Origin of the sequence: Stenotrophomonas sp. WHRI 8082, from assembly GCF_040223995.2 — a bacterium.
Taxonomy (GTDB): domain Bacteria; phylum Pseudomonadota; class Gammaproteobacteria; order Xanthomonadales; family Xanthomonadaceae; genus Stenotrophomonas.
Genome location: NZ_CP167826.1, coordinates 3794922 through 3820596, shown reverse-complemented (window position 1 = coordinate 3820596; position 25675 = coordinate 3794922). Strand labels below are relative to the sequence as shown.

Below are 25675 nucleotides of genomic sequence, written 5' to 3'. Positions count from 1 at the left end.
CTTGTCCGCAATGGACAGTGAAGAGATCATGGACAGCCTGAGTGGCTTCGTGGTGTTCGTGCAGGTCGCCGAAACGCGGAGCTTCGTCGCGGCGGGACGGCTGTTGGGCGTATCGGCGTCGGCGGTGGGGAAGAGCGTAGCGCGGCTGGAAGAGAAGCTGGGGGTGCGCTTGTTCCACCGCAGCACGCGCAGCGTCACGTTGACGGCCGAGGGCACGCTCTTCCTGGAGCGCAGCCGCCGCATCCTGGCTGAGATCGAGGCAGCCGAAATGGAACTGTCGCAGGCCAGCGCCGCCCCGCGCGGACGGCTGCGGATCAGCCTGCCGCTGGTCAGCTCGCTGGTGCTGCCGGTGCTCGGCGAGTTCATGCGTGCATACCCGGAGATCGAGCTCGATCTGGACTTCACCGACCGGATGGTCGACGTGATCGAAGAAGGCTTTGACGCGGTGGTTCGCACGGGCGAGCCGGCCGATTCACGCCTGTCGGCCCGTCGGCTGGGCGCCTTCCAGATGCGACTGGTGGCCTCGCCGGCGTATCTGACGCGTCGAGGGACACCGATGGCGCCAGACGATCTACGGCAACACACCTGCCTGCACTACCGCTTTCCCAACAGCGGCAAGCTGGAGACCTGGGCCCTGGTGCAGGCATCAGGTGACCCAGAGTTACAGCTGCCCACGTCGATGATCTGCAACAACATCGAGACGCGCGTTTGTTTTGCACTGCGCGGGCTTGGGATCGCCTACCTTCCGGACTTCGCGGTGCGTGAGCCGTTGGCTGATGGCCGGCTCACGCTGATCCTGAGTGACTACGTGCAGCGCAGCGGCGTGTTCCATGTGCTGTGGCCGGCGAGCAAGCATCCCTCGCCGAAGATCCGGGCGCTCGTTGATTTTCTCTGTGAGCGGGTGTTTCCGGATGTGGAGAGCAGGGGAATTTGAGTGGTCAGTCGGCTGTATCGCTCACTTTTTCGGATGCGGCCGTAATCCAAGGGCATCACCGTCAGGCCAGCCGCAACGCAATCCTGAAATGCACCGATAAGCGCCTTAGAGCGAGACACCAGAGATGTAACGGTACTCTTGCGTCTTCCCCTCATAGCCCCACGCGTCTGCATGCACTTCGTGGATCACGATGTAACTCGCAGGTGCCAGTGGGCCGAAGATTTCAGCCACCGCATCAAAGACCTGACGGACGTACTGGGACTTTTCATTCTTGGTGTTGGTCCCCTCGGTTACTTTGATGTCCAGGTAGAACGTCACCACGTCCTGCCCCGCAACACGCTTGCCACCGATGTACCAGCTTTCAGGCGACGTTGCCTTTATCTCGACCGAAGTGAGCTCGCGCTTCTTGCCGAGCACGGTCGCCGTAAGCTCCGTGAGGACACGTGCGACGTCGTCTGACTGGGCTTGCGATGCGTCCGCAGAGACATGAAAACTGAGATACGGCATACCGGGACTCTCCGAAGGTGGCGAACGCGCTCACTGAAGTGTACCGGACCGGGATGTTCAGTCATGCGCGCGTCCGCGGGGCCCGCACTTCCTCGGTATCTACCACTCGACAAAACGCAAGCCACTGAAAGACCGATAGCTCGCGCCCATCTCAAACACTTTTGCTACAAGTCCGGCGACCTCACCTATGGCGACCTGTTTTGAATACGAGCCGCGCTCTTCGATGACGGGAAAGTCGACAAGAACGATAGTGAGATGACTCGCATCTTCAACGTCGTCTGGAATGCCCTCGGTAAAATAGAACTGGACTGTGTTTCCGGAACCATCCGTGATACCGAGAAAGTTACCCTCCACCCCTCGGACTTCATCGGACCAGACCAACTGCGTCTGCGCGAGATCAAGCTCCACGGGGGCATCAGACGTTGGCCCTTCGCCGCAGTCATTCCAGTACACCTTCATGCCATTCCCTTATTTTCCAGTGCCAGTGTTTGAGTCAAGTGCCCTGCCCGGCTTGTTGCGGCATGTCCTCTGACGGCTCGCTCATCCACCGCCTCTGCAGGTACAGCACCACGACGGCCAGCACCGCGGCCGACGCGCCCGTCAGCGGGACGGAAGCCAAGGTCGCAAAGCTTATCGTGAGGCCTCCCAACGCACCACCCAGCGCGGTCCCCAGATTGAAGGAAGCGATATTCAATCCCGCTGCCACCGAGCTGTAGGCGGGAATGAAGCGCTGAGCCAGCCGGAGCAGACGAAGGGTCAGCAGCGTCACAATAGAAAAGAAGCAGAGGCCCAGCATGCCGATCAGAATCATCATCGGGACCGGCATGCGTGCGAAGCCCCACAACCCCAGCAGATTCAGCGCCAATGCGATCAACGCAAATCGGATACTGCGATCCACGTCCATCGCGTCGGCAAGGAATCCGCCCAGCAGATTGCCTGCGATCGCACAGACGCCGAACAACAACATCCCCAGGCTCAGCCACTGCATATTCACCGCGGTTACCTGCTGCAAGTAGGGCGAAACGAACGTAAAGAACGCGAAGGTGGCGATGCTGACGAGTGCGCCGATACTGGCCGTCACCAGCAGCTGGGGATGGGCGACCGCCTGGATGCCCTTCCACGCGCCACCGCCGGTTGAGTCCACCGCGACCTCGCCGCGTGGCATGGACAGTGCCAATCCAAGCATCCCCCCCACACTGAGCAGGCCGATGGCCAGGAAAACCACCCGCCAACTCCACAGGCTGCCCAGGTAGGTGCCCAGGGGAACACCGATTGCCAATGCAAGCGTCAATCCGATCCACACCACCGACAGCGCCCGGCCTGACCGCTGTGGATCCACCAGCCTTGTCGCTGCGTCGGAGGCCACCGCCATGAACACGCCGTGGCCCAAGCCGACCACGAAGCGAACAACCAGCAGGAACACCAGATTGGGTGACGCGCTCATCATCAAGCTGCCCACCCCAAGCAACGCCGTTGCCAGAAGCAGGATGTTCCTGTCCCGCCAGTGGGCGACCAGCGCAGTGAGGAAAGGCGCACCGATGGCGGCGCCCAGTGCATAGGCGGCGATGGCCGTGCCGACGAGGGAGATTGGTGCGTCAAGGTCGTCGGCAAGCGCGATCAAGAGGCCAGCGACAACGAACTCGGAAAGGCCGAACGCGAATGCGCACAGCGAAAATACATAGATGGCGGCAGGCATTTAAAATCCTCAACAGCAATGCTGCCGAAGCGTAGTGGCTGGCGTGGCGCTGGTGAAGGACGCTCTACATACTGCAGCAAGACGCGGCGCGTCTTGTCAGGTCACGACGCTGACAAACTCTGCAGGACAGCCTGTATCAGCCGGTCGCGGAGCGTGGATGCCCGGGTCTCGTTCCACGCCATGAACAGGTCCAGGCGCGCCATTTCATCGGATGCGTCCGCCTGGAGTGGGCGGAACACTACGTCTTCCCGCGCAGTCGTCGCCAAGGACGCGGGGAGCAGTGCCACACCAAACCCGGCGGCCACCAAGGCGATCAGGGTCTGCATCTGTCGGCCGTGCTGCACGATGTTGGGAACGAACCCTGCTGCCTGGCAAAGGCTGATGAGCTGGTCATGGAACCCCTTGCCAAGCGTCCGCGGTGAGGCGACGAACGCGTCATCCTTGAGCGACGCCAGTTCAATGGTCGGGGCCGCTTCCAGCCGATGGCCGGCGGGCAGCGCCACGTAAATCCGTTCGCTGGACACGGTGGCCATGCGCAAGTGCGGGACAGACGCTCCTGGCAACCGCATGAATCCGATATCCGCCCTGCCCTGTTCCAGCGCGATGACCTGCTCCTGGGTCGTGGCCTCCACCATGGTGAACGCAACGCCCGGGCAGGCGTTTCGAAAACCGCGCAGTGCTCGTAACAGAGGGGTATAGGGCGCAATGTTGATGAAAGTCAGCGTGAGGTGGCCCTCAATCCCCTGCGCAACCCGTCGCGTCTGCGCTACCCCCTCCTCCAAAGCGCTCAGGGCGGTGCGCGCCGTGACAAGAAATGCCGCACCGGCCGGGGTCAGCGCCACACTGCGATGGGTGCGCACGAAGAGAGGTGCACCGACAGCGCTCTCAAGCTTGCGGATCGCTTGGCTCAGCGGGGGCTGCGCCATGTGCAGCCGCTCGGCAGCCCGATTGAAATGGAGCTCTTCGGCGACGGCAACGAACTGTTGGAGCAGGCGGGTCTCTATCACTGAAGCGCCACACCTCTGGTTTCCCTGGATCGGGCGTGTTCAACATAGCAAATCAGTGAACGGATGATCGCCCCTTCCGGGGCCGATCATCCATCTCTAACGGTCAGGTAGCCCGCGCGTAATCGGTGTATCCCTCTGCGCCGCCGCCGTAGTACGTCGCGCGATCAGGCAGCGCGAGCGGAAGGTCGCTCTCCAGTCGCTCTACCAGGTCGGGGTTGGCAATGAAGGGCTGGCCGAAGGCTGCCAGATCGATTACTCCCTCCTCGACCAGCCTCAACGAGGATTCGCGGGTCATGCCACCGGCCAAGATAACGACCCCGCCATAAGCACGCTTGAATGTGCGCAGGAACGCTTCGTCGAGAGCTGACTCGCCATGGGAGAAATTGTTGTTGAGGTGGACGTACGCGAGATCCCGGGTGCCCAACTCATTGGCGAGGTACAGATAACTGGCCTCGTTCTCCGCGTACTCCGGCATGTCGAACTGACGGTTATTCGGAGCCAGGCGGATACCCACCCTGCTCGATCCGATTCGGCTGGCGATCGCATCGACCGTGTCCAGGATCAGGCGCGCCCGATTCTGCAGCGAACCACCGTAAGCATCCGTCCGGTCATTCGTCACCGGGTTGAGGAACTGCTCGAACAGGTAGCCGTTGGCGGCGTGAATCTCGATCCCATCGAAGCCGGCCTCGCGCGCCCGCTGGGCCGCCTCGACAAAGTCGCTCACAACCCGTTGCACCTCTTCGGTTTCGAGTGGGCGCGCCAGACTTGGCTCCGCCGTCCCACGCGACCCGTCTTCGCGGTAGATGAAGGCAAAACTCTTCGAGCTGGAAGCAACCGGCCGGCTGCTTGCGCTGACCGGTGCCGCACCGCCAGGCTGCAGAGAGGAGTGCGACATGCGCCCTACGTGCCACAGCTGGGCGAAGATTTTGCCCTGGTCCGCATGCACTGCGTCGGTCACACGTTTCCAACCGGCAACCTGTTCCGAGGACCACATCCCCGGGACATCAATGTAACCCTGACCTTCCGGTGACACGGGCGTTCCCTCGCTGATGATCAAGCCCGCACTTGATCGCTGTGCGTAGTATTCAGCGGTCAACGCGTTGGCAACGCAGCCAGGGTTCCGGGCGCGAGTCATCGGCGCCATCACGACGCGGTTGCTCAGCGGTGCTCCAGCGAGGTCAAAGGGTGCAAACAGCTTGGGTGTCATAACGGACGTCTCGAACGATGTAGTGACTACCAAGATAAGGTTGACAGGATGCGGCATAAAGGAGCCAACTATCCCCTCATTAGGGAACACAATTCCCCAATAGGATCCGCATGCTTGCTGTCGAATCCCTGACAGGTTTGACGACCTTCGTGACCGCCGCCCGGTCGACTACGTTCACGGAGGCAGCCGAGACGCTCGGGATATCGCGGTCGGCCGTGGGCAAGGCCATCGCGCGACTGGAGAGCAGGCTGGGGGTGCGCCTCTTCCATCGCACGACGCGGCGAATCGCCCTCACGGCGGACGGCGAATCCTATTTCGCCACATGCGCTGCCGCGTTGGAGGAAATCGCCAGCGCCGAGGCATCTTTGGCGTCCAGGTCATCCCTGCCTGTAGGACGGCTACGCATCGACATGCCGACCTCGTTCGGGCGCCACGTACTCCTGCCGATATTGCTGCGCATCGGTGCTGCGCATCCCGACCTCCACTACACGCTGACGTTCACGGATCATCTGGTCGATCCCGTTGAAGAAGGCATCGATCTGACGATTCGATTCGGAGCGCTCGAACATTCAGCCAGTCTGGTTGCGCGCAAGCTTGGCCACCAACGGTTGGTGCTTTGCGCATCACCTTCCTATCTCCAGACCTTCGGGGTGCCCCGAACGATAGATGACCTCCGCACCCATCGCAGCATCGTCGGACTCCGCTATGGACAAACCGTCCCGTGGCGCGTCGGCCCAGAGAATATGAAGCCTGGGTTTGTTCCGAGGGGGACGCACCACCTGAGCGATGGCGATGGGGTCATCGCAGCTGCGGTCGGCGGTCTTGGCATCTGCCAGATGCCCATTTCCCTGGTACGCCCCTATTTGGAGGCAGGCTCACTGCAGCTGGTCCTGGAGGACTGTGCGCAGCACTACATTGAGATTCACGCGCTGTGGCCACGCACACGCAACCTGCGTCCCAAGGTGCGGTACGTCGTGGATGAGTTGCTCAGGCTTTCGGCTGCGGGGGTGTTTGACTGAGCTCCGCGCGTCTTGCCGATTTGTCGTGGGCCCGCAACGGTGGTCGCGTAGGCGCAGCTGGGACATGGCAACGTGCCGTCAGGCGACCCGATTCCGTTTGCTCGCGCCAGGCGATTGACCGTTCACTCGTTTGAAGGCTCGACTGAACGCCGCTTGCGAGGTGTAGCCCAAGCGAAGTGCCACCTCTTCGATCGGAAGCTTGTTGACCGAGAGCCATCGTGTCGCCAGATGCATCCGGATCTGCGTGACATATCGGAGTGGCGGCACGCCGATGGTGCTCTGGAAGCGCTCGGCGAAGACGGATCGTGACACGTGCGACTCCGCCGCCAAGGTGTCTACGGTCCAGTCCCGGCCCGGGTTTTCATGTAGCGCCAGTAATGACCGAGCCAAGCGGGGATCGCGCAATGCTGCAACCAACCCCGACGCATCGTCGCACCCCCGCTCCACCCAGCCCCGCACGATCATGGCCGCAATCACATCCGCCAGCCGCGCCAATATGCCGGCAAAGCCGATCCGACCTGAGCACACCTCGCGCTTCATCGAATCGATCAACGGCAAAAGACCAGCGAATTGAGCGTCGTTGTAACGTGCAAGCATCACGCTCGGCATCAACTTGCTCAGCCCCTGCATGCCACCAAGATCGAACGCCATGCGTCCGTAGAAAAGCACCGCACTGGGCACCGCATGCGTGCTCGGACACGTGTCGACCCCCGCCACTGAATCGCTGAGGGGCGCTGCTGAAAAGCTGTCGATGGGGCTTACCCGCTGCTTTTGACTGGACACCAGCGAATGACCCTCGCCGCGCGGCATGAACACCGCGTCCCCAGCAGTCAACACATGCTCGCTCCCGTCGTCGCAACGCAACACAGCGCTGCCCACCGCAATGTAGTGAAAGTAGGCGTGACCCGGCTTGAACTCGAATCCCAAACCAAAGTCTGGGCCGGTCTGGATACGGCGATATTCAACGCCGTGCAGATGCATATCGCCCAGCAGCTGGTTGATCAGGTCCGCAGGCGCGGGAGCATGCTCGCTCATAGAGGGGCTCGGTGTTTCGATCAAAATTTCAGGTCATATGATCATAGATCATCCGGCATCGCATCCCTAGACTCTCGGCATTCCACGCTTCGTCGAGAACCATGCAATGAGTAATGTCGTCGTTGAACCGGCACGCGAGGTGCCCGCAGAGCCAGTGGGAAACATGCCGCCGCCGGCATGGGTCGCTGTGTTCTCGCTTGCCATGGGCGTCTTTGGGCTTCTCACGGCCGAATACTTGCCCGCAAGCCTGCTCACGCCTATGGCAACGGACCTGGGCGTGTCAGAAGCACTCGCAGGACAGGCGGTAACGGTGACGGCGGTCGTCGCTCTGTTTGCCGGACTGCTGGTGCCTGGATTGACCCAGCGCCTTGACCGACGGAGTGTCCTCCTCTCTTTCACGGTATTGATGATCCTGTCCAATCTGCTGGTCGCGGTGTCGAACAGCCTTGTCACCCTGCTCGTGATGCGCGTTCTTCTGGGCATCGCACTGGGCGGCTTCTGGAGCATGGCAGCGGCCGTGGCGATGCGCCTTGTGCCAGCAGATCGGGTGCCGCGCGCCCTCTCGATCATTTTCAGTGGCATTGCCGTGGGCACGGTCGTATCCGTTCCGCTCGGCAGCTACCTGGGCGGCTTGTTTGGCTGGCGGAGCGCCTTCTGGGCGGCTGCTGGGGTCGGTAGCCTGACGCTACTGTTCCAGTGGTTCACGCTGCCACGCATGGCCCCTCGCTCGACCACGCATTCGGTGTCCGTAGTGGCACTGCTGCGTCGGCCGGGGGTTGCCATCGGCATGGCTGGTTGCGTGCTGGCCCACACAGGTCAGTATTCGCTGTTCACCTACATCCGTCCCGCCTTGGAAACCTTGGCGGCGATCGATGTTGATGGCATCGCACTGATGCTGCTCGGGTTCGGCGTGGCCAACTTTGTCGGCACTCTATTTGCGGGCTGGTTGATGGAGCGCACTCTGCGCGCCACACTCATCGTGATGCCCGCGCTGGTCGCCATTGCGGCGCTTGGCATGGTCTTGCTGCCAGTGAACGTCACGGGGCTGACCCTCCTTGTCTTGCTGTGGGGCCTGGCGTTCGGCGGCGTCCCGGTAGCGTGGTCGAGCTGGGTCGCTCGCGCTCTTCCGGACCAGGCAGAGAGTGCCGGCGGGATGGTGGTCGCTGCTGTGCAGTCATCCATTGCGGCAGGGGCGGCACTCGGCGGCCTCGTCTTCGGCATGGGCGGCATCACGACGGTCTTCGTGGTCGCGGCTATCACCATGCTGGTTGCAAGCGTTGTTATCGCGCTGCGCGTCAAGGTTGAGGCCCAGGGCACTGGGGCGCCTGGTGGCCACTTTCTCTAGGGAAGGTCTGAGCGGAGCTGCGCGAAATGCGATGGCAAGTTAACGTGCCTGGCTGCTGCGTGCCTGATGCGGTAGCTGGTCATACACCATCAATAGCGAAGGTGAGATGCTGAGTGTTCGTGCGGGAGGCCAACAATGCGGAAAGAAAATAATTTGCTTGCAGCGAGCGTCGTAACACTGACAGTCGGGGTGGTTTTCTGGGTGCTGGTGGCCTGGCGCACTCCGGGGGGCGAGCCTTGGGACGCGCCCACGTACTGGATTGTCGTCTATCCCATTGCACTCGTCATTGCGGCGGTTCTAGGCGCCTGTTTTCCACGGCGCGCGTGGCTATGGGGATTGTTGTTAATGGTGCTGCAGGTGCCGGTGGTAGTCGTGGCCTCGGGCTTTGGCCCACTGTTGCTGGCCGGACTGGTATACACGCTGGTGCTGGCCGTGCCTGCTCTGGCTATCGCGGCGGCAGCGGGCGCGCTGCGTCGCCGCCTGCATCGTAGGGATTGAGCTTCGTGGCTCTCGCCAGGGAAGGCATGAATAAATCTGCACGAAATCCGACCGTAGTGCCGGCCGCTGGCCGGCAGGTTAGAGGTCGATCAGACACAACCTGCTCAGACCTTCTATGGTTGGCTTGGGACAGAGATCGAAAGGCCGCCCACCACGTGCGGGAGCACAATCTGAGACAGCTCCTCCACACCGGTAGGCAGGGTCTGCTCATCGCGAACCGGACGGAGAGCAAAACTGTCCCACGCGCTGGCTACAAGCTTGCTGATGTCCCGCTCATCCGTGGACAGCACTCGCATAGACCAGTAAGGAAAGTGGCGCCCACCTGTCCGCGCGCGGCCCAGCTCAGTGATGCCGGTGTGGGCCTTAGAGTGGATCACACGGGCGAAGGCCACAGACAACCCATCCTCCGGCCCTTAGATGTATTGGAAGAACCGTTCGCCGTCGAATAACAGCACGCCCGTCACGCCGGCCTGCATATTGAACGCAGCGGCTTTTCGGACGAAATCTTGGACTGACGCCAGGGAAAGCCCCGGACTTGCATTGCTGGTGTAAGCAATTGCTCGAATTGGCATTGCGCCCACTTTGGGAAATATGAAAGCAGCGTGCTCATGCCCTCAAGAGCCCATGATGCTAGGCCCACGAAAGGGTGAGGTCAACTTCACATGCGCGAGCGTACGTTCAGTGCAGGTCACCACATGGATCAGCTATGACGAACACCGGCGCATTCCAGATCCTGAGATTCGAAATGATCCGTATTCCCGAGGCGGAAGACGAGGTGATCGATTCCATCACTGCCCGCTGCCTGCGATGTGGCCACGTTACCACCATCACCGACGGGGCAATCCATCACCTGACCGGGGGCGTGGTAATGCAGTGCGAGCAGTGCAGCAATCGGCAAGCGCTCCCCAATGCGGGCTTGTCACCTGCTCGCCCTGACGCTGCCAGAGCGTGAGCGGCTGTGTGCCGTCGCTTCGTCCTGGCCCGGCGTTGCGCCCTGCCAAGCTCGCCTGCCCGATCGTTTTCTGGACGCCACTCAGGCAGCCAGGGCGCGCTTCATGGGCTGGTAGATAAGCCCAGCAGCTTCAGCCACCGGACCAGCCAAGGCGAATCCATAGCGCGTGTATGCCGGCACCGAGGGCAGCGACGCGCTGACGGTGATCAAATCGGCCCGAGCCTGCGCCAGGGCCGCTTCAACCAGCTGGCGCCCGACGCTGCGTCCCTGAGCGTTCGGGTCGACGAACAGCATGGAAATGTGCCGGCCTTCCTTGAGCTCGATCACACCGACTACGCGTCCAGACTCTTCGAACACGAACATGTTGTTGTCGCCTACGAAACGCTTGGCGAAGGATGACGCGGCTGCGATCGAGCTGAATGTCGCGACACCCTGAGCGGTAACCGTAGGAGCAACAGATTGTGTGAATGCCGCTATGCAGATTGCACTGGCGGCTTCGAAATCGTGTGGAGCGAGCGCGCGAACTGACAAAAGCTGACCTCAATCACCGTCGACAGGTAAACACGATCTTACAGGTGCGTTGCACAGGCGGGTTTGCATTATTGGCTGCAGGCGAAGGCGGGTAACGAAATTGGTCACGGATACGGCTATGGATGGCCTGGCGAAGTGGCAGGGTCGACGCGGCACTGTGGCGATCCCAGCGTCGGAACGGCGGGCGATGCCCTGCACCTGCGCCTCTTCGGCTTCGTCGCGACATCAGACCGGACCTCAAACCGAACGGTCGACGCTATCGGCCTACATGTTAATATTTCTCATTCGCACCTACCGACCCCCACCTCGATGACCCGCAAGCCGCTCCGCTTCTCTGCCCTGGGCCTGGCCCTGACCTCGGCCTGTGCGTCTGCCCATGCGGCCCCGCCCTCCTCGCCCGATGTGCGCCAGCTGGACGCCGTGCAGGTGCTCGGTCGTGCCCAGAGCCTCTACCGGGTGGACGACGCCACGGTCGGCACGCGCACGGACACGCCACTGGCGCTGGTGCCACAGTCCATCCAGGTGGTGCCGCGCGAGCTGATTGAAGACCAGGCGGCCCGCCAGATCACCGACCTGTACCGCAGCATCAGCGGCATCAGTTTCTTCAGCTACGCCGGCGTGACCCTGCGCGGCTTCCGCCAGGAGAACGTGCTGTATGACGGCCTGCGTGGCGACCCCTACGCTGGTTTTTCGGTGCCGCAGCTGTTCAACATCGAGCGGGTGGAGGTCCTGAAGGGGCCGGCCGGCGCTCTGTACGGCGGCGGTGATGCTGGGGGCGTCATCAACTACGTGACGCGCAAGCCGAAGGCCACGCCCGAACGCCGCATCGAACTGCAGGCCGGCAACAACGATTTCAGTGCCGCATCGATCGACGCCACCGGGCCACTGAATGCTGGGGGCAGCGTGCGCTATCGCGCCGGGCTGTATGGCGACACCGAACAGGGCGTGCGCTGGAACGCGGACAGCGAGAGCGTGATCGGAGACGCATCGCTGGCCTTCGACGTCGGCGACACCGGCGAGCTGACCCTGCAGTTCACCGACATCACCCAGAACCTGGGCGGCAACCGCCTGCGCGGCGTGCCTGTGGACGACAACGGCAGCTTTCTGACCGACCGTCGCTGGAACCACAACGAAGCCACCGACTTTCTTGACATGCGCGCCAAGGTTGCCCTGGCGCAGTACCGCTTCTCGCCCAGCAGCAACTTGGACGTGGATGTGGGTGCACGCTGGTTCGAGAACAACGAACATCAGATCTACCACGAGCCGATGGGGCTGATCGACCGCAACCGCGACGGCGTGCCCGAATGGATGACCCGCCAGCTGCGCAACCAGATCCGCGACAACGACGCATTCACGGCCAACGGCAACGCCGTGTGGCGCGTCAGCACCGGCAGTATCGAGCACAAGGTGCTGTTCGGCGCCGATGTGTACCAGCAGGATGCGGACTTCACCGCGCAGACGGCCAACAGCGCGGATCTGGCGCGGGGTGCCGGCCCGGTGCCGGGCATCGACCTGTTCAACCCGGTGTATGGCGCAAGTTCGTGGCGCGACTACAACCTGGCCGCCCTGCCCTGGCGCAGCACGAGCACGCGCAGCAAGCGCTATGGCGGCTACCTGCAGGACGAACTGACGCTGACACCGCGCTGGCATGTGCTGGCCGGACTGCGCTGGGACGGGTTCAAGGACGATGACCGCATTGCCGGCACCCGTGTGGACGGCAACGACATCAGCTGGCGGCTGGGCAGCACGTATACCGTGCGCGACGGCGTCAATGTCTACGCCAACATTGCCAGCGGCTTCATGCCCCAGAGCGCGGCCAACCAGAGCGCCGAGGCGGGCGGCCCGTTCGATGCTGAGCGCAGCAAACAATGGGAAGTCGGGTTGAAATCCCTGCTGGCCGAGAGGGTGACCCTGAACCTGGCCGCGTACCGGATCGACCGCAGCAATATCGTGCAGGCCACCGGCGAGATCGTGGACGGCGTCAACCAGCTGGCCGCCCTGGGCCTCGTGCGCAGTACGGGCATGGAGCTGGATCTGCTGGCCGATGTCACCGAACGCTGGGTGCTCAACCTGACCTACGCCTACAACGATGCGCGGGTGAAGGATGCCGGCAGCAACGGCATCACCAATGCCTCGGGCGACCGCTTTGCCAATGCGCCGCAGAACAAACTCGGCCTGTGGACACGCTACGACCTGCCGGCGATCAACTCCGCCATCGGCTTTGGCGCGGATTACGTGGATGAGCGCGTCAGCCTGGATGGCCAACGGGTCAAGCCGTACACCGTGTTCGACATGAGCTGGAAGACGCAGTGGCAGCAGTGGCAGTTCCAGGCCAACATCAAGAACCTGTTCGACAAGGTCTATGCCGCCAGCGGATTCACCGAGCGCACCGGCCATTTCCCGGGTGAGCCACGCCGCGTGTACGTGCAAGCGGCGTACTCCTTCTGAGCCTGCCCATGCGCCAGCCTACGCCAGCGCACCCCGACCGCCCCGCGCGCAGCGGGAGTGGTCGCCGACTGTGGTTCGACCTGCACAGTTGGCTGGGCCTGAAGCTCTGCCTGTTCATGGGCTTTGTCTGCCTCACCGGAACGCTGGCGGTGTTCTCGCAGGAGATCGACTGGCTGCTGCACTCCCCCATGCGCGTGGCTGACGGGGGCGAGCAGGCCAACTGGGGTGCGGTCATCCATGCTGCACAGACGGCACATCCGGACTGGGAACTGGAAGGCATCACTGCCGGCCATACCCGACTGTTCGCGGCGCGCGCGCAAATGCACCTGCCCGATGGAAAGCGGCGGTTCGTCTGGGTCAATCCGTATACGGCGCGGGTGACCGGTGACACCGGCTGGTTCAATACGCAACGGCTGCTCCGCAACACCCACCGCCACCTGATGCTGCCGGTAGCCTGGGGCGTGCCACTGGTGGCGGCGCTGTCCATCCCGCTGCTGCTTTCACTATTAAGCAGCCTCTACATCTACAAGAAGTGGTGGCGCGGTTTCTTCAAACGGCCCGACCCCTCCCGACCGCGCCGCCTGTGGGGCGATGTGCATCGCTTGGCCGGGGTGTGGTCACTCTGGTTTTTGCTGCTGATCGGGTTGACCGGGGCGTGGTACCTGATCGAATCGCTCGGCGGCGACGCACCGGCCGCGCCCACGATGCAACTGGCCGAGAGCAGCGACCGCGTTGCCCCCGTGGACCCGGCTGCCGTCGACGAGGCGGTAGAGAGCGTCCGCCAGCAATGGCCCGGGCTGGCCATCCTCGCGGCAATTCCCGCGGTCGATGGCAGCAGCATCCTCTTCATGGGCGAAGCCGACGCCTGGCTGGTGCGGGAGCGGGCGAACAACATCGCCGTCGACCTGCATACCGGGCAGGTGATGGGCATGCATGACGGCCGTGCGCTGGGCGTGCATCAGCGTATTGCGGAAATGGCCGATCCGCTGCACTTCGGCAGTTTCGGTGGCTGGCCCATCCGACTGCTCTGGTTGCTGGCCGGCACCCTGCTGACCGGACTGTGCTTTACCGGGGTGTATCTCTATGGACTGCGCACCGTGGATTCGCTGCGATCGGCAGCAAAGAGGAGGCAGGCATGAGTGGTGAGAAGCTGCCGGGGCCTTGGCGCGCGGCATGGCACGGCATGGGGCGTTGGCGCTGGCTGTGGTTGGTGTTGTTGCTGGTGTGGGCGGCGCTGGTGCCGTCTGAGGCGGGGAAATAGATTTGATCGGCCAGATTGCGGACACCTGTTTGGCACGTGCGCCAGAGCATTGCGCCAAGCGGGCCCTTCCCGACGACGCAGCGTAGAGTGCGCGCGCAGTTGGCCTGCAGCTTATAGTGCTGCTTGGGTAATCGCCCCGCAGGTTGGCAGCAGCCATAAATGGAATCTTCTCGTAACCCTTCCCGAGGAGATTGCATGAAAAGTCACGATTCACCGACAGCCAGATCATCGCCGTGCTCAAGAAGACCGGCGTCGACAGTATAGCTCCACTTTAGGCGACCGCTAGAAACGGGGGGAATTGCGGAACCTCACAGGTAACGCAGCGCGTCCATCCGATCATGCAAGACACGAATGATCGCGATCCCATACTCGGTGATGCGAAAGTAGACCATGTGCCGCTCAACGCGGCTGCAACGGTAACCCGGCCGGATGTGGTCACAAGCTTGGGCGGTCTTGGGCGACTGCGCCAAAGCAGCAAAAGCGGCGATCAGAATGTCGATGTAGCGATGCGCTTGCTCCACGCTCCACTGTTGAACGGTATAGGCCCAGATCACCTCGAGGTCACCCTCGGCGGCCGGTGCAAGGCGATACTCAACCATGCTTGGCCGACATCCGCTGCTTGAAGGCGTCAGCGTCGAAGGGGCGCGGTTCGCCGCTGGACTCACCGACCATCAACGCCGAACGGATCGCCTCCACTTCGGCGCTACGCTCCTGCTCACGGCGGATCAGGTCGCGGATGTATTCGCTGTCGTTGGTGTAGTGACCGCCATCGATCTGAGCCTTGATCCAGCCGTCCTGCTTGTCGGTCACAGTGATGGTTTTACGCACGGTTCCCACGATTCGGCCTCCTGTATCGTCATCAGCAGGCAGAGGCTATCATACTATTGGTGCGGAATGACGCAGGCGAGGCATGAGTTGACCACGCAGCCAAGCCAAGTCCTTTGGCGGCGTATCCGCAGTGGACGACTGACCTAAGCAGACTCAGCCGACACAGGAAGCGGCGGAATCGTAGCAGTCGCACAGGCATCCCATTGCCACCAACCAGATGGGTAGCTCGCATTGTAGTGAGCAACTTTGACCACCTTTCGCGCCAGATACTCCGGCGTGTTCATGCCGAACACTTCCATCGGGTAATCGCGAACCATGTCCAGCAGCCAAAAATCCGGGAATACCGCATCAAGCGCCGAATCAAAACGAAGCGGCTTGTAGAAGCTGCGCTGGTTGTCGTAGAGCAACTGTTCCACTGTCGCCTCATGGCCGGAATCCAGAGGAATCAGGCGTTCACTCACGCGCATCAGCGCGACCTTGTTCACGTCCGCATAGGGCTTGGTTCCGGCCCGAACGCTCACATGCAAGATGGCATAGATCTGAGCCCCCGCCTCCCAAGCATTCAACTCAGCTGCGAAGCTCTCGGTTAGCGCCGTCCTCGCCATATCGGCCAGGTACATAGCTGGCATGCCGGCGGCGCTGCGCAGGGGCAGTCGCTCGAGCACTGCATCACGATCCGGGTTGTATCTTGCCAGCGGCGCAATGGCCACCACGTTGTGCTTGTGCTGCCGGGCAGTCGCCACGACCTGGAGGTTCCTTCCCTTTTCCTTGGAACCATCAGCGGCGGGCACCAACAGCACGTCGTTTAAGGTCATTCTTGCAGTACTGATCCGTTGCGCTTGCTCGGCCATCAAACGGGCGACAAGCCATTCGCCACGCTTTCCATCCATTGCCGGGTACCACTGGATCAGACCGCTTTCGGTCCAGAGCAGATGCAAGAGTCCCAGCAGCGACATCGCGTCGCGTTTAACGCCCGGTCCCGCAACGCGCGGCGGTGCTGGCTTGGCCTTTGTCTTGGCTTGACGCGGCTGACGCAGTGGAAGGTCCAGCCGGACATTCAGCCCCCCATCCTCAAGTTCCTTGACCGCCTTGAGGCTGTAACCCTGCAACCCCGAACTGGTGGCATCCGGTGAGTAGAAGCGGCAGTTCCGACGATGGTTCGGACCAGAGCGAGGGTAACGATGCAGGTGATAGTTGTTGCGCAACTGGACCGAAAGCCGACCTTCGCCAGTCGGCGTGCAAAGACAAACGAAATGAGTCACACGGTGGGCACGGGTAAGCGCAGAGATCCAGCCAGCTCCTTGCTGGCTTCTTCTATCAAAAACCTCGCCGGTGTTGGCGACCTTGAGTGAGTAAATTGTCGTCATCCCATCTCCATATTGTTTCGATTCAGTAGCCGGCCTTGCTCACTATTGATCAAGACCGCTCCTCTAGCTCACGGGCTAAAGAACCCCATGATCAGGAAGGTGCGCAACGCAAGGACGCATCTGCACTCCTATGTGACTGTTGGCGTGCCCCATCAGCCGTGGGTGGCACAGGCTCTGCAGAAGCTACCGGGCCGGGCGAAGGCAATGCACTTGACATCAATGCACCCTCCCCCAAACCCCTACCATTAGCTATGACCGGACCAAGCTTGGACAAACGATTGGCGGCACTCAAGCCAACCGACACCTTGAAATCCGATTGTTGGGTCCATCCATGCACCCAACCCTTCCGCGCTGCGCGCTCCAAGGCCAGCCATTCGGCTGTCCGGATTCGCTCCCGGCGAATCCGTCGAACCCGCGTTGCTTCGGCACCCACCTCTCTCCGCCAGATACGCAAAACGCCCCTTTCGGGGCGTCGTGATCTTCGGATTTCCCGAGTGGGATTGTGAGGTGCATCCATACACCTCACCCTCGTCCGCAAGCGGCCGAGGGCCAGCCCTTCGGCTGTCCGGATTCGCACCCTGCGAATCCGTCGAACCCGCGTCGCTTCGGCACCCACCTCTCCCCGCCAGATACACAAAACGCCCCTTTCGGGGCGTCTTGATCTTCGGATTTCCCGAGTGGGATTGTGAGGTGCATCCATGCACCTCACCCTCGTCCGCAAGCGGCCGAGGGCCAGCCATTCGGCTGTCCGGATTCGCTCCCGGCGAATCCGTCGAACCCGCGTAGCTTCGGCACCCACCTCTCTCCGCCAGATACGCAAAACGCCCCTTTCGGGGCGTCTTGATCTTCGGATTTCCCGAGTGGGATTGTGAGGTGCATCCATGCACCTCACCCTCGTCCGCAAGCGGCCGAGGGCCAGCCATTCGGCTGTCCGGATTCGCTCCCGGCGAATCCGTCGAACCCGCGTAGCTTCGGCACCCACCTCTCTCCGCCAGATACGCAAAACGCCCCTTTCGGGGCGTCTTGTGTATCTGGCGGAGAGAGTGGCCGATTGCGCTGTCTCACTGCGCCTCATGTTGACTCAATAGCTAGGCGTATCAGTCTGTGCGACTCCACACCTATACCATGCCGTCTCACTCAATCGCACCCGGAAGTATGGGACAAAGTATGGGACGGTTTTAATGGCGCGCCCGATTAATCGGCTCAGCGCCAGAGCAGTCCAGACCCTGACGAAGCAAGGCTACCACGCCGACGGCGGTGGCCTATATCTGTTGGTGAAGGCGACCGGTTCGAAGTCTTGGGTGCTGCGATTCCGCCGCGGTGGCCGGCTACGAGAGATGGGCTTGGGTTCCACTCAGGTGGTGAGCCTGCAAGAAGCGCGCGCCGCAGCCCTGGAGCATCGCAAGCATCTCGCCGGCGGCGAGGATCCCATCGACGCCCGCCGGGCAGCCCGGAGCGCGGGAGCCACCTTCGGCCAGGCCGCAGAGGCTTACATCGATGCGCACCGCGCTGGCTGGAAGAGCAATGCCCAGGCCGACCAGTGGGCCCAGTCGCTCAGGGACTATGGCCCAGCCGAATCGCTGCCCATTGCTCAGATCGACACCAGCCTGGTGATGGCATGCCTGAGGCCGATCTGGTCTACCAAGACAGAGACCGCAACCCGCGTGCGCGGCCGCATCGAGCGCGTGCTCGACTGGGCGAAGGTTCACGGGCTGCGGGAGGGGGACAACCCAGCACGCTGGCGCGGGCACCTGGAGAATCTCCTGCCGAAGCCAAGCAAGGTCAAGCCGAAGCGGCACCATGCGGCCATGCCTTATGTGGACGTGCCGGCCTTCATGGCCAGGCTGCCGGAACGTGATGCGAAGTCTCGCCGCGCCCTCCGCTTCACCATCCTCACAGCAGCCCGCACCGAGGAGGTTACCGGGTCCACGTGGGCCGAGTTTGATCTAGACGCAATGCTGTGGACCGTACCGGCCGCACGAATGAAGGGAGGTCGGGAGCACGTTGTGCCCCTGACCCTGGCGTCTGCAGCCATCCTGGACGGCCTGCCCCGCTCAGCTCCACCCTTCGCGCTCTCCGAGAACGCGATGCTATACCTGCTCCAGAAACCAGCACCGAAGGGTTTCGGCCTGCCATTTACGGTTCACGGCTTCCGGTCGAGCTTCCGCGATTGGGCAGCAGAGCAGACTGAATTTTCCCGCGAAGTGGCAGAGATGGCACTGGCCCATGCGATCAGGGACAAGACGGAAGCTGCATACCGCCGTGGAGCCCTGATCGAAAAGAGGCGGATTCTGATGCAATCTTGGGAACAGTACTGCATCAGCTCGCTTTTAGAAAAGAGACGCTAAGCTGCTGTGCGGCCAACGCCTTCGTGCGGACGCAGAAAGTGCATTGAAAGCTTAACCAGAAGAATCCAGAACCCCCGCTGCGTTAGAACCGCGAGACGACTTGGTGCTGCAGCTTGAAACTCTCCAATGGAAAGCGACTGGACCCGATCCAGCAATGCGACCATTTCCTCTTTAACAAGAGCGCCAACAGGGATGTAGATGAGGTTCGTCTTCTCTTGCTTGCGAATTCCTGAGGTGATATCAGCTACAGCTGATTCCGATACCCCTTTATCAAGCAGCATCTGAGCATACCGGTCCAAGCGCATCAACGGCGCGACGGTGAGGTCTAGCGGCAGATGCCGGGGATTATCCGTGCTTGCATCGCAAGAATTGGACAACAGCAGCACGCGACGATTTGCCAGCTTCAGCTCGCCGCCCGCGCGCAATACGCATGGAACTTTATCGTAAACGTCGCCCTGCAACAATGAATCATCGTGATTCGCGGCGATCATTCCGCGTCCAGCACGCATTTCCTGTAGCTCTTGAACCACTGCCCCCAAGTTCTCCTTGAGCAGATTTTCGTTCAAAAAGACCTGCATCTCCTCGCGGGTCCATTCCATCGGCGTTAATCCCAATAAGACTCGAAGTGTTCAGAGACGATCTCTTGAATATCTCTTGAAACCGGCGTTTGGGAGGCTTGCAAAAACATGGCTGCCCCCAGCAGCATATCAGCAGAGAATGACCCGGACGACTTGAGCATCAGGGACGAGATGTCACCTACGGCGAACGATCCCGAAGAGTATTTAACGTCTCCTGGAAGAGTGCGCTCGCCAACCACGCGGTCTGGTCGAGAAGAGTTGGCGGCCTTAATAACGCCCTGACCAGAGACATTGGCACCTACGGAGTGCGTCCATTGCGGACACAGCTTCGATACGTCGGCCTGCACACCCCCTGCAGTCGCTGACATTATGATTACAGCTGCGAATCCTTTATTCACCATTTCCAGCCCCCTGTCTTATGGTGCCAACTGCTTCCAATGCGGATTGAAAACCTGCAGCCAACATCCCCGATAGCGTTGACTCAGAGCTAACATAATCATCTCGCTCGTTGAAAGCCAAACGATCGTTATAATCACACGACACCTCGACGCCACAGGCAGTCAAACTATCGCTACGCATTTTTGGGATGCCATTCAAGGCGACAAGCAAAGATTGATCGAATCCAGCGAATGTCTGTAAAGCGAGATTGTTGAAAAAATGATCGCCGACACTGAGTGAACGCCTGCAGGACAGCTCGTTAGCAGATGCAATCAGCTCTTCTCTATTGGCGAAAAATTGTGCAGCCATTGCTACGGCTGCTTTCTGAGAATCGGCTCCAGCCCGGAAAACTGTGGTCACGCCCGTGAAGCTCGGGCCCGGAAAACTCTTCCACCCCGCCCTAGCAATATCAAAAAGAAGACGAACCTTAGACGCGAGGTAGTTCAAACATTTTTCGTGATCTGCAGCCCAGTCATCCGAATAAGTAACGTTGAAAGTTATACTAATTTGCGAAACCATCAACTGGCTATGGCCGCCCTTGGAGGTGAACACTACTCTTGGTATTTCTGGTTCCAGTTCGTCAGGAAATGGAAACATTTGAGGCTGCGCAAAGCCATCCACCGAGGAAGCCTTAACCAAATCCTCGATATCATTAATGGCACGACGAATCATCTGATTGCGTCCCATCGTCAGGCTCAGACTGTGACGAACTAAGCTCGCGTCCACTTTGAAAACACCCTCAGTCGCGTATAGGCAGGTCGGTGTCGAGAAAGGCGATTACTGCGCGCAAAGTTCACGCTGGCACCAAGTCCAAGCACTGACCATGGGAAAAATAAAGCCGAGCATTATGCCAGAGGATTCATCATCTACGCAAGGCCCTCCTTGAGCCGTTCAGCCGACAACCTGATCGTGACACTTCCAATGAAAGAACGCTACTGATCGGTTTGGCGCACGCTTCGGCGGAGCCTCCCGCCGACGCGTTCCGATCATGCAGCCTGATTGGTAAAAAACGCGTTTAGGGCTGATGATCTCGCAGCAGATGCGTGCTTGAGAAGGGGACCGAGCGCGCGTCGCCTGATGCTGAACCACCTCCCGCTAAATTTTGTCGGAAAGCGTACATGTCTGAGCGTAGTTTTACTGATCGACTCGAAGCGTGTGAACTTGAGCTCAAAGCCTCCCGGGGCTAAATCAAGGCTTTGGAGTACGGGCTTCACGCCGTGATCGCCTCTAACCCCACCCCGGACAGACTAGCCGAGCTGTGGTCCCATGTCCTGCCGGAACTGGCCGACGCACACGGTGGTGGCGCAGCACCCTTTCCGGTCTTTGATGCAGCCTTCCAGCAGGCGCTGGCAGGTTTGTCCGAGCACATCCAAGGGGCGGCAGATCGGGAGCCTGGCAGCGCTGAACAAATCTAGGCCGGACCGAGTACGTCGCGCGGGTCCAGTTGCTTCCCCCTGCCCCGTAACACGACGTGGTCCTGGATCCATTGCAGCTTCTTGGCCACCTGCCGGCGTAAAGCCTGCTCATGGCGTAACGCCCACATCTCACACCCGCGTCGGCCGGCATCAAACGAAGTACACGGCCTGAGGATCAGTGGAGCATGCACCCCGTCCTCGGGGGTCAGCCTGGCCAGCCAAGACCCGTCGACCCTCTGCTGCATGGACGCAACCTGCTCGCCGTGCAGGAATAGCCCCGTGGGCAGCGTGTCCAAGTGGCAGCGCGGCTTCCAGTAAAAGCCTTCGGGCATAGGAGTAAGGGTCTGGGTGTCGGCGTCCATGGGCGGGAGGATATGCCCGGCCAGTCTCACAGCCCGATACATCGGTGAAGCGTTCACCCCGGCGCCACCCCGCGCGGCCTATGGTCCGTCCATGTGCGGCCGATTCGTCCAGACCCCCATCTTCAAGCCGGACCAGCTCGGCCTGCCCGATCTGGCGCAGGACCTGCTCGAGCTGCCGCCCAGCTACAACCTTGCACCGACCCAGCGGGCATCGGTCATCCTCGATCGTGGCACAGGCCGGCAGGTCACCCGACTGGCATGGGGCCTCCTGCCCTTCTGGGCCAAGGCCAAGGGCCTGCAGGGCTCGACCATCAATGCCAGGATCGAAACGGTAGCCACGAAGCCGGCATTCCGGGCCTCCTTCAAGAAGCGCCGCTGTGTGGTGCCGATGGCCGGCTACTACGAGTGGTCGGTCAACGCCGAAGACGGCAAGAAGGATCCGTGGTTCATCCACGCCGCCGGGCCGTTACTCGCCGCCGGACTGTGGGAGGACACCAGCCCCCTCCTGGGCGAGGGCAACCTCGGAACGTTCACCATCATCACAGGAGACAGCAGCGGCGTGTCGGCCGATATCCATGACCGCATGCCGGTATGGCTGCAGCCCGGGCAGGTCGACGACTGGATGGCCGCCGATCCGGAAGACGCCATGGCCATGCTGCTGGCCAGCGAGCCTCCTTCCATGGAGGCATACCGCGTCAGCCGGGCGGTGAACTCGCCGCGCAACAACGTCGCGGAGCTGCTCAACCAGGTCGAATGATCTACCACCCGACCTCGATAGCATCCGGCCGGATCGCCCGGAGCAGCCCCTGGCTCCCCCCTGACGCTGCAACGCCAGGTGTCGCGCCGACGCTCATGGTAGAACCGAAGGCGAGCGGAGCAGCATCGGAGCGACGGACGTCCGATATCGGCAGGTAGCCAGACGTTTTCACCCGACCCCAGCCGCCCGGATAGATGTCCTCCCAGGCCACGCCAGCGAACAGGCTCGCCGCGTCCGCCGACGTCATCAGGCGAATGCGCTTGTAGCTCCCGTCGTAGGCCAGCACCGACCCCACGGGAATCCCTACCGCTGACGAGTTCTGCAGCGTCTGCTCTTCGTCCCGGATATTCGGACGATAGCGGTTGCCCAGCGCGTACTCCGTGGCCGCCGCGGCCGATCCCAGCACTGCGTTGATGGCGGCGAGCACCACTGCATTGGTCACGTTGGTGTAGTCCTGGTTGAAGGTCACCGTCAGCGGTGCGGCACCGTCCACTGCCACGGTCAGCACCTTGTTGACCGTGCTGCAGTCGCCGAGCCTCTTACCCATGCTGGTGATGAACAAAGCGTTGGTCGGCCCGACCCCAGCACCTGACACGTCCACCGACCCATGCACGTATCCGGGCAGGTTCGCGACGCCCGCGAAGGTGCTGACGTCACCGAAAAGCACAGCCTGGGCCGAGCCTGCAACAGCGATAGAAGATCCCGCACCGCCAGCACTGGCGATCTTCAGCGCCCGCCCGAAGTCGCTGATCCGGAACACGAAGGGCGTGTTGCCGTAACCGCTCACCTCGATCTCCGCGTGGGACGCCGGCTGGTAGTCCAGCGTCGTAGGCATCCACGGCGAAGGGTTGTAGAAATAGTCGCCGACCACCTCGCAGCCGATGAGGACATGTCGATCCCGCTGACGCGAGCCGAGCGGCTGCGCGCGGACGGCAAGGCCCGCCACGGCTCCGTCAACCGCCGTACCGATCAGCCGGTCGTTTCGATTCTCGACATAACTGGGCTTGGTGAAGTCTCGGTTCGTGTGGAAGCTGAAAGCGCAGAAAGGAGCACGGTAAACGGTCCCTTCGCTGCGGAAGTCCCAACCACTGGATACGCCCATTCCCCAAGCCGCCTGCGAAACCCACCCGGCAAGCGTATTTCCGAAGTGCTCGATCCAGCTGTCACGCACGCTGATCTTGGAATCCGGATTGGCGCCGGAGGCCTCACAGTGCACGGCGTAACGGGCATTTCGGGCCGTCACTTTAACGCCGTCGAGCGATCCGTCATAGACGATCCACAAGGGCTGGAAATTGGCAGGAGCTTCAAGTGAGTCGTCGGGCAGCTCGTAATGAATCCACGGCCTGGCGGCGCCGCGCGCTCGCAACGTTGCGTATCGGGCAAGGGTCCAGTTGAACTCATCGTTGTAGCGCCCCGCCGCAAGCAGAATCGTCGAACGATTTGTCACCGAGCGGTTAACGACCGCTTGGCTTGCCTGCCCCGGCTTGGCGTAGGCGCCGCCGGCTCCGGCCGTGAGCGTTGCTGTTTTGAATGCGCCCACACTGGCGCGCACGCCGTCGAGACGGACATCCAGCATCTGGTCATTCGCAGTTCCACCGCCAGCAACGACGGCCAAGGTGTAGGAAAGCGAGCTGAACTCCAAGGAACGGGCTGACGCCACGGCCGGAGCCGTCGGCGAGACCTGGACGGTCAAGCCAACCCGATCCGAGTTGGCGGGCACGTCGATCTCACCGGCCAAGGTAATGACGCCACCGTCTTGGATGATCGAGTAGTTGGACACCGCGAGGTTGGAGGATGCCGCGCCAGCCAGTGACTGGGCCCGCACGCCAGTGAGCGGCGTCGCGGCGAGCCACCCTGCCGTTGCTGCGTACTTCTGCACAACGCGGATTCTGCGGGCACGGACTGCCAAGGCATCAAAATCACTGGTCAGGAAACTTGATCCACCAGACAGCCCCTCAGCGATAGCAAGGCCTTTGACCAGGCCGCTGGAACCGACGAGCAGGGTTGCTCCATTGAACGTCTGGCCGCGAGGAACGGCGCCATCAAGCATCTCACCAGACGTCAGGATTGCAGCTGCGCTCGCCGCAATAGCTTCGCTGGCGCGGGCGTTGACCGGCACCAAGCGCAGCTGCAGCATTTCGTCGTTGGGAGTCTCTACACCAGGCGGGGCGGAAATAAACGAATAGCCGATCTCGGATATGCGAACGCTCCGCGCCGACGGCCGTGAAGGCGCATTACTGGCAATCTGCAGCGTGAAGCCAACCCTGTCCGCGTTCGACGGTAGATCTATGGTGCCCACCTGAACGACGCGCGTGCCCGTCTGGGTGATTGAGTAGTCAGCGACAGCAATGGTTGACGTTGCCCCCCCAGCTGTCACCTGCGCGCGTACCGTGTTCAAAGGGGTCAGCGAAAGCCAGTCCGGAGAAGCTTCGTAGATCTGCTGAACACGTACTCGCTTTCCACGCAGCTCCGCGGCCGGAATGTCCGATGAGATATAGGTCGTTGCACCCGTTGAACCGGAGGGGACGTCAAAGCCAACGATGCCTGTACCGCCGGTGGCGACAGATGCACCGTTGAATGCCTGCGCGCGGGGCACAGCCTGTCCACTCACATTCCCGGAGGTCAACGCCACGACGTTGTAGTCGGCCTTCTGGGTCAGGATGTCGGCGCGCAGGAACTCCCACGCAGACCCTCCCCAGCGGTATTGCCCGGCACCCGTCCCGTTGACGACTACGCCACCCTGCCCCACATAAGTGCCAACAACGGCCTGCAAGGCAGCCAGCGTGTCCGCATAGATCGCGCTGGTCTGCTGACCGGCCGCAAGGGTCTCAATCTGCTGCTGAATACCGGCCGTGGCTGCAGAGAGCTGAGCTGGCTGGACTGCTGCATCCGCCCTTGCCCCCTGTACTGCAGTGGCAAACGCCGCCTTTGGCTCAAACGCAGAGTCACCCAACGAATCTGCCAACTCTGCAACCTGGGACGACGCCTCCTGCCCTATCCCTGATGCGCCCTCCACCATCAACACGAGCTCGTCCAAGTTCTCGTTGTGCTTCCCCCACGCGATTCGAGTTGGGTCGCCGAAGCGGCCACCAGGCTGCGGGGTATCAAGGTCTACTTTCTGCAGTGCCATTCTGATTTTTCC

At 61.6% G+C, this 25675-nt stretch carries 25 protein-coding genes; 10 read left to right on the top strand and 15 right to left on the bottom strand.

What is annotated here, in order from left to right:
• Positions 1–28 precede the first annotated feature (28 nt).
• Positions 29–934 (top strand): LysR family transcriptional regulator, encoded by a 906-nt coding sequence (locus ABRP17_RS16785; protein ID WP_349984420.1) that lies wholly within the window; start codon positions 29–31, stop codon positions 932–934.
• A gap of 105 nt (positions 935–1039) precedes the next feature.
• On the opposite strand, the gene ABRP17_RS16780 is transcribed toward ABRP17_RS16785, so the two are convergent.
• The 5 genes from ABRP17_RS16780 to ABRP17_RS16760 form a co-directional block, all read right to left on the bottom strand.
• Positions 1040–1441: a tautomerase family protein gene (locus ABRP17_RS16780; RefSeq protein WP_188326994.1), complete on the bottom strand. Its 402-nt coding sequence runs from the start codon at positions 1439–1441 to the stop codon at positions 1040–1042.
• A 99-nt stretch (positions 1442–1540) separates the two neighbouring features.
• Complete coding sequence (locus ABRP17_RS16775) at positions 1541–1900, bottom strand: hypothetical protein (protein ID WP_349984421.1); 360 nt, start codon at positions 1898–1900, stop codon at positions 1541–1543.
• 34 nt (positions 1901–1934) lie between these two features.
• Positions 1935–3137 carry an MFS transporter gene (locus ABRP17_RS16770; RefSeq protein ID WP_349984422.1) on the bottom strand — a complete coding sequence of 401 codons (1203 nt, stop codon included), beginning with the start codon at positions 3135–3137 and terminating at the stop codon, positions 1935–1937.
• 101 nt (positions 3138–3238) lie between these two features.
• On the bottom strand, positions 3239–4144 hold the full coding sequence (locus tag ABRP17_RS16765; RefSeq protein WP_349984423.1) for a LysR substrate-binding domain-containing protein: 906 nt from the start codon (positions 4142–4144) through the stop codon (positions 3239–3241).
• Between the two features lie 103 nt (positions 4145–4247).
• Entirely contained in the window at positions 4248–5351 is a 1104-nt protein-coding gene (locus tag ABRP17_RS16760; RefSeq protein WP_349984424.1) for an alkene reductase, read from the bottom strand.
• 110 nt (positions 5352–5461) lie between these two features.
• Between ABRP17_RS16760 and ABRP17_RS16755 the strand changes: the two genes are divergently transcribed.
• Positions 5462–6370 carry a LysR family transcriptional regulator gene (locus ABRP17_RS16755; RefSeq protein ID WP_349984426.1) on the top strand — a complete coding sequence of 303 codons (909 nt, stop codon included), beginning with the start codon at positions 5462–5464 and terminating at the stop codon, positions 6368–6370.
• Positions 6371–6448: 78 nt separating this feature from the next.
• Here the strand turns inward: ABRP17_RS16755 and ABRP17_RS16750 are convergent, their stop codons facing one another.
• Positions 6449–7405 carry an AraC family transcriptional regulator gene (locus tag ABRP17_RS16750; RefSeq protein WP_349984427.1) on the bottom strand — a complete coding sequence of 319 codons (957 nt, stop codon included), beginning with the start codon at positions 7403–7405 and terminating at the stop codon, positions 6449–6451.
• Between the two features lie 106 nt (positions 7406–7511).
• On the opposite strand from ABRP17_RS16750, the gene ABRP17_RS16745 reads away from it, so the two are divergent.
• Positions 7512–8750, top strand: coding sequence for an MFS transporter (locus ABRP17_RS16745; protein ID WP_349984428.1), 1239 nt, complete (start codon positions 7512–7514; stop codon positions 8748–8750).
• 135 nt (positions 8751–8885) lie between these two features.
• On the top strand, positions 8886–9248 hold the full coding sequence (locus ABRP17_RS16740) for a hypothetical protein (RefSeq protein WP_349984429.1): 363 nt from the start codon (positions 8886–8888) through the stop codon (positions 9246–9248).
• A gap of 413 nt (positions 9249–9661) precedes the next feature.
• Here the strand turns inward: ABRP17_RS16740 and ABRP17_RS16735 are convergent, their stop codons facing one another.
• Complete coding sequence (locus ABRP17_RS16735; RefSeq protein WP_349984431.1) at positions 9662–9820, bottom strand: BLUF domain-containing protein; 159 nt, start codon at positions 9818–9820, stop codon at positions 9662–9664.
• Between the two features lie 134 nt (positions 9821–9954).
• On the opposite strand from ABRP17_RS16735, the gene ABRP17_RS16730 reads away from it, so the two are divergent.
• Positions 9955–10200: a hypothetical protein gene (locus ABRP17_RS16730; RefSeq protein WP_349984432.1), complete on the top strand. Its 246-nt coding sequence runs from the start codon at positions 9955–9957 to the stop codon at positions 10198–10200.
• 81 nt (positions 10201–10281) lie between these two features.
• Here ABRP17_RS16730 and ABRP17_RS16725 read toward each other — a convergent pair whose 3' ends face one another.
• On the bottom strand, positions 10282–10731 hold the full coding sequence (locus ABRP17_RS16725; RefSeq protein WP_349984433.1) for a GNAT family N-acetyltransferase: 450 nt from the start codon (positions 10729–10731) through the stop codon (positions 10282–10284).
• A 309-nt stretch (positions 10732–11040) separates the two neighbouring features.
• On the opposite strand from ABRP17_RS16725, the gene ABRP17_RS16720 reads away from it, so the two are divergent.
• The 3 genes from ABRP17_RS16720 to ABRP17_RS16710 are packed head-to-tail and all read left to right on the top strand — an operon-like array spanning position 11041 to position 14440.
• Entirely contained in the window at positions 11041–13179 is a 2139-nt protein-coding gene (locus ABRP17_RS16720; protein ID WP_349984434.1) for a TonB-dependent receptor, read from the top strand.
• Between the two features lie 8 nt (positions 13180–13187).
• Complete coding sequence (locus ABRP17_RS16715; RefSeq protein ID WP_349984435.1) at positions 13188–14318, top strand: PepSY-associated TM helix domain-containing protein; 1131 nt, start codon at positions 13188–13190, stop codon at positions 14316–14318.
• Complete coding sequence (locus ABRP17_RS16710) at positions 14315–14440, top strand: hypothetical protein (RefSeq protein ID WP_349984436.1); 126 nt, start codon at positions 14315–14317, stop codon at positions 14438–14440. Before ABRP17_RS16715 ends, ABRP17_RS16710 begins: the two co-directional genes overlap by 4 nt.
• A gap of 308 nt (positions 14441–14748) precedes the next feature.
• On the opposite strand, the gene ABRP17_RS16705 is transcribed toward ABRP17_RS16710, so the two are convergent.
• The 3 genes from ABRP17_RS16705 to ABRP17_RS16695 all read right to left on the bottom strand — a co-directional run bounded on the left by ABRP17_RS16705 (position 14749) and on the right by ABRP17_RS16695 (position 16635).
• Positions 14749–15039 carry a type II toxin-antitoxin system RelE/ParE family toxin gene (locus tag ABRP17_RS16705; RefSeq protein WP_349984437.1) on the bottom strand — a complete coding sequence of 97 codons (291 nt, stop codon included), beginning with the start codon at positions 15037–15039 and terminating at the stop codon, positions 14749–14751.
• Positions 15032–15277, bottom strand: a complete 246-nt coding sequence (locus tag ABRP17_RS16700; protein ID WP_192079899.1) for a type II toxin-antitoxin system ParD family antitoxin — start codon at positions 15275–15277, stop codon at positions 15032–15034. The genes ABRP17_RS16705 and ABRP17_RS16700 overlap by 8 nt, the downstream gene beginning before the upstream one ends.
• A gap of 134 nt (positions 15278–15411) precedes the next feature.
• Positions 15412–16635 carry a DUF1173 family protein gene (locus tag ABRP17_RS16695; RefSeq protein WP_349984438.1) on the bottom strand — a complete coding sequence of 408 codons (1224 nt, stop codon included), beginning with the start codon at positions 16633–16635 and terminating at the stop codon, positions 15412–15414.
• A gap of 1181 nt (positions 16636–17816) precedes the next feature.
• Here ABRP17_RS16695 and ABRP17_RS16690 point away from each other — a divergent pair.
• Positions 17817–18983 (top strand): integrase arm-type DNA-binding domain-containing protein, encoded by a 1167-nt coding sequence (locus tag ABRP17_RS16690; protein WP_349984439.1) that lies wholly within the window; start codon positions 17817–17819, stop codon positions 18981–18983.
• Here ABRP17_RS16690 and ABRP17_RS16685 read toward each other — a convergent pair.
• The 3 genes from ABRP17_RS16685 to ABRP17_RS16675 are packed head-to-tail and all read right to left on the bottom strand — an operon-like array spanning position 18980 to position 20686.
• The gene (locus ABRP17_RS16685; protein ID WP_349984440.1) at positions 18980–19582 is read right to left on the bottom strand and encodes a hypothetical protein; all 603 of its coding nucleotides are present in this window, start codon (positions 19580–19582) and stop codon (positions 18980–18982) included. The two genes, ABRP17_RS16690 and ABRP17_RS16685, sit on opposite strands and share 4 nt — an antisense overlap.
• A 5-nt stretch (positions 19583–19587) precedes the next feature.
• A complete protein-coding gene (locus ABRP17_RS16680; RefSeq protein ID WP_349984441.1) occupies positions 19588–19962 on the bottom strand; it encodes a hypothetical protein in 375 nt (124 codons plus the stop codon).
• Positions 19952–20686, bottom strand: coding sequence for a hypothetical protein (locus tag ABRP17_RS16675; RefSeq protein WP_349984442.1), 735 nt, complete (start codon positions 20684–20686; stop codon positions 19952–19954). The genes ABRP17_RS16680 and ABRP17_RS16675 overlap by 11 nt, the downstream gene beginning before the upstream one ends.
• 1181 nt (positions 20687–21867) lie before the next feature.
• On the opposite strand from ABRP17_RS16675, the gene ABRP17_RS16670 reads away from it, so the two are divergent.
• Positions 21868–22533 carry an SOS response-associated peptidase gene (locus ABRP17_RS16670; protein ID WP_349984443.1) on the top strand — a complete coding sequence of 222 codons (666 nt, stop codon included), beginning with the start codon at positions 21868–21870 and terminating at the stop codon, positions 22531–22533.
• 1 nt (position 22534) lies between these two features.
• Here the strand turns inward: ABRP17_RS16670 and ABRP17_RS16665 are convergent, their stop codons facing one another.
• Positions 22535–25663, bottom strand: coding sequence for a hypothetical protein (locus ABRP17_RS16665; RefSeq protein ID WP_349984444.1), 3129 nt, complete (start codon positions 25661–25663; stop codon positions 22535–22537).
• Between the last annotated feature and the right edge of the window lie 12 nt (positions 25664–25675).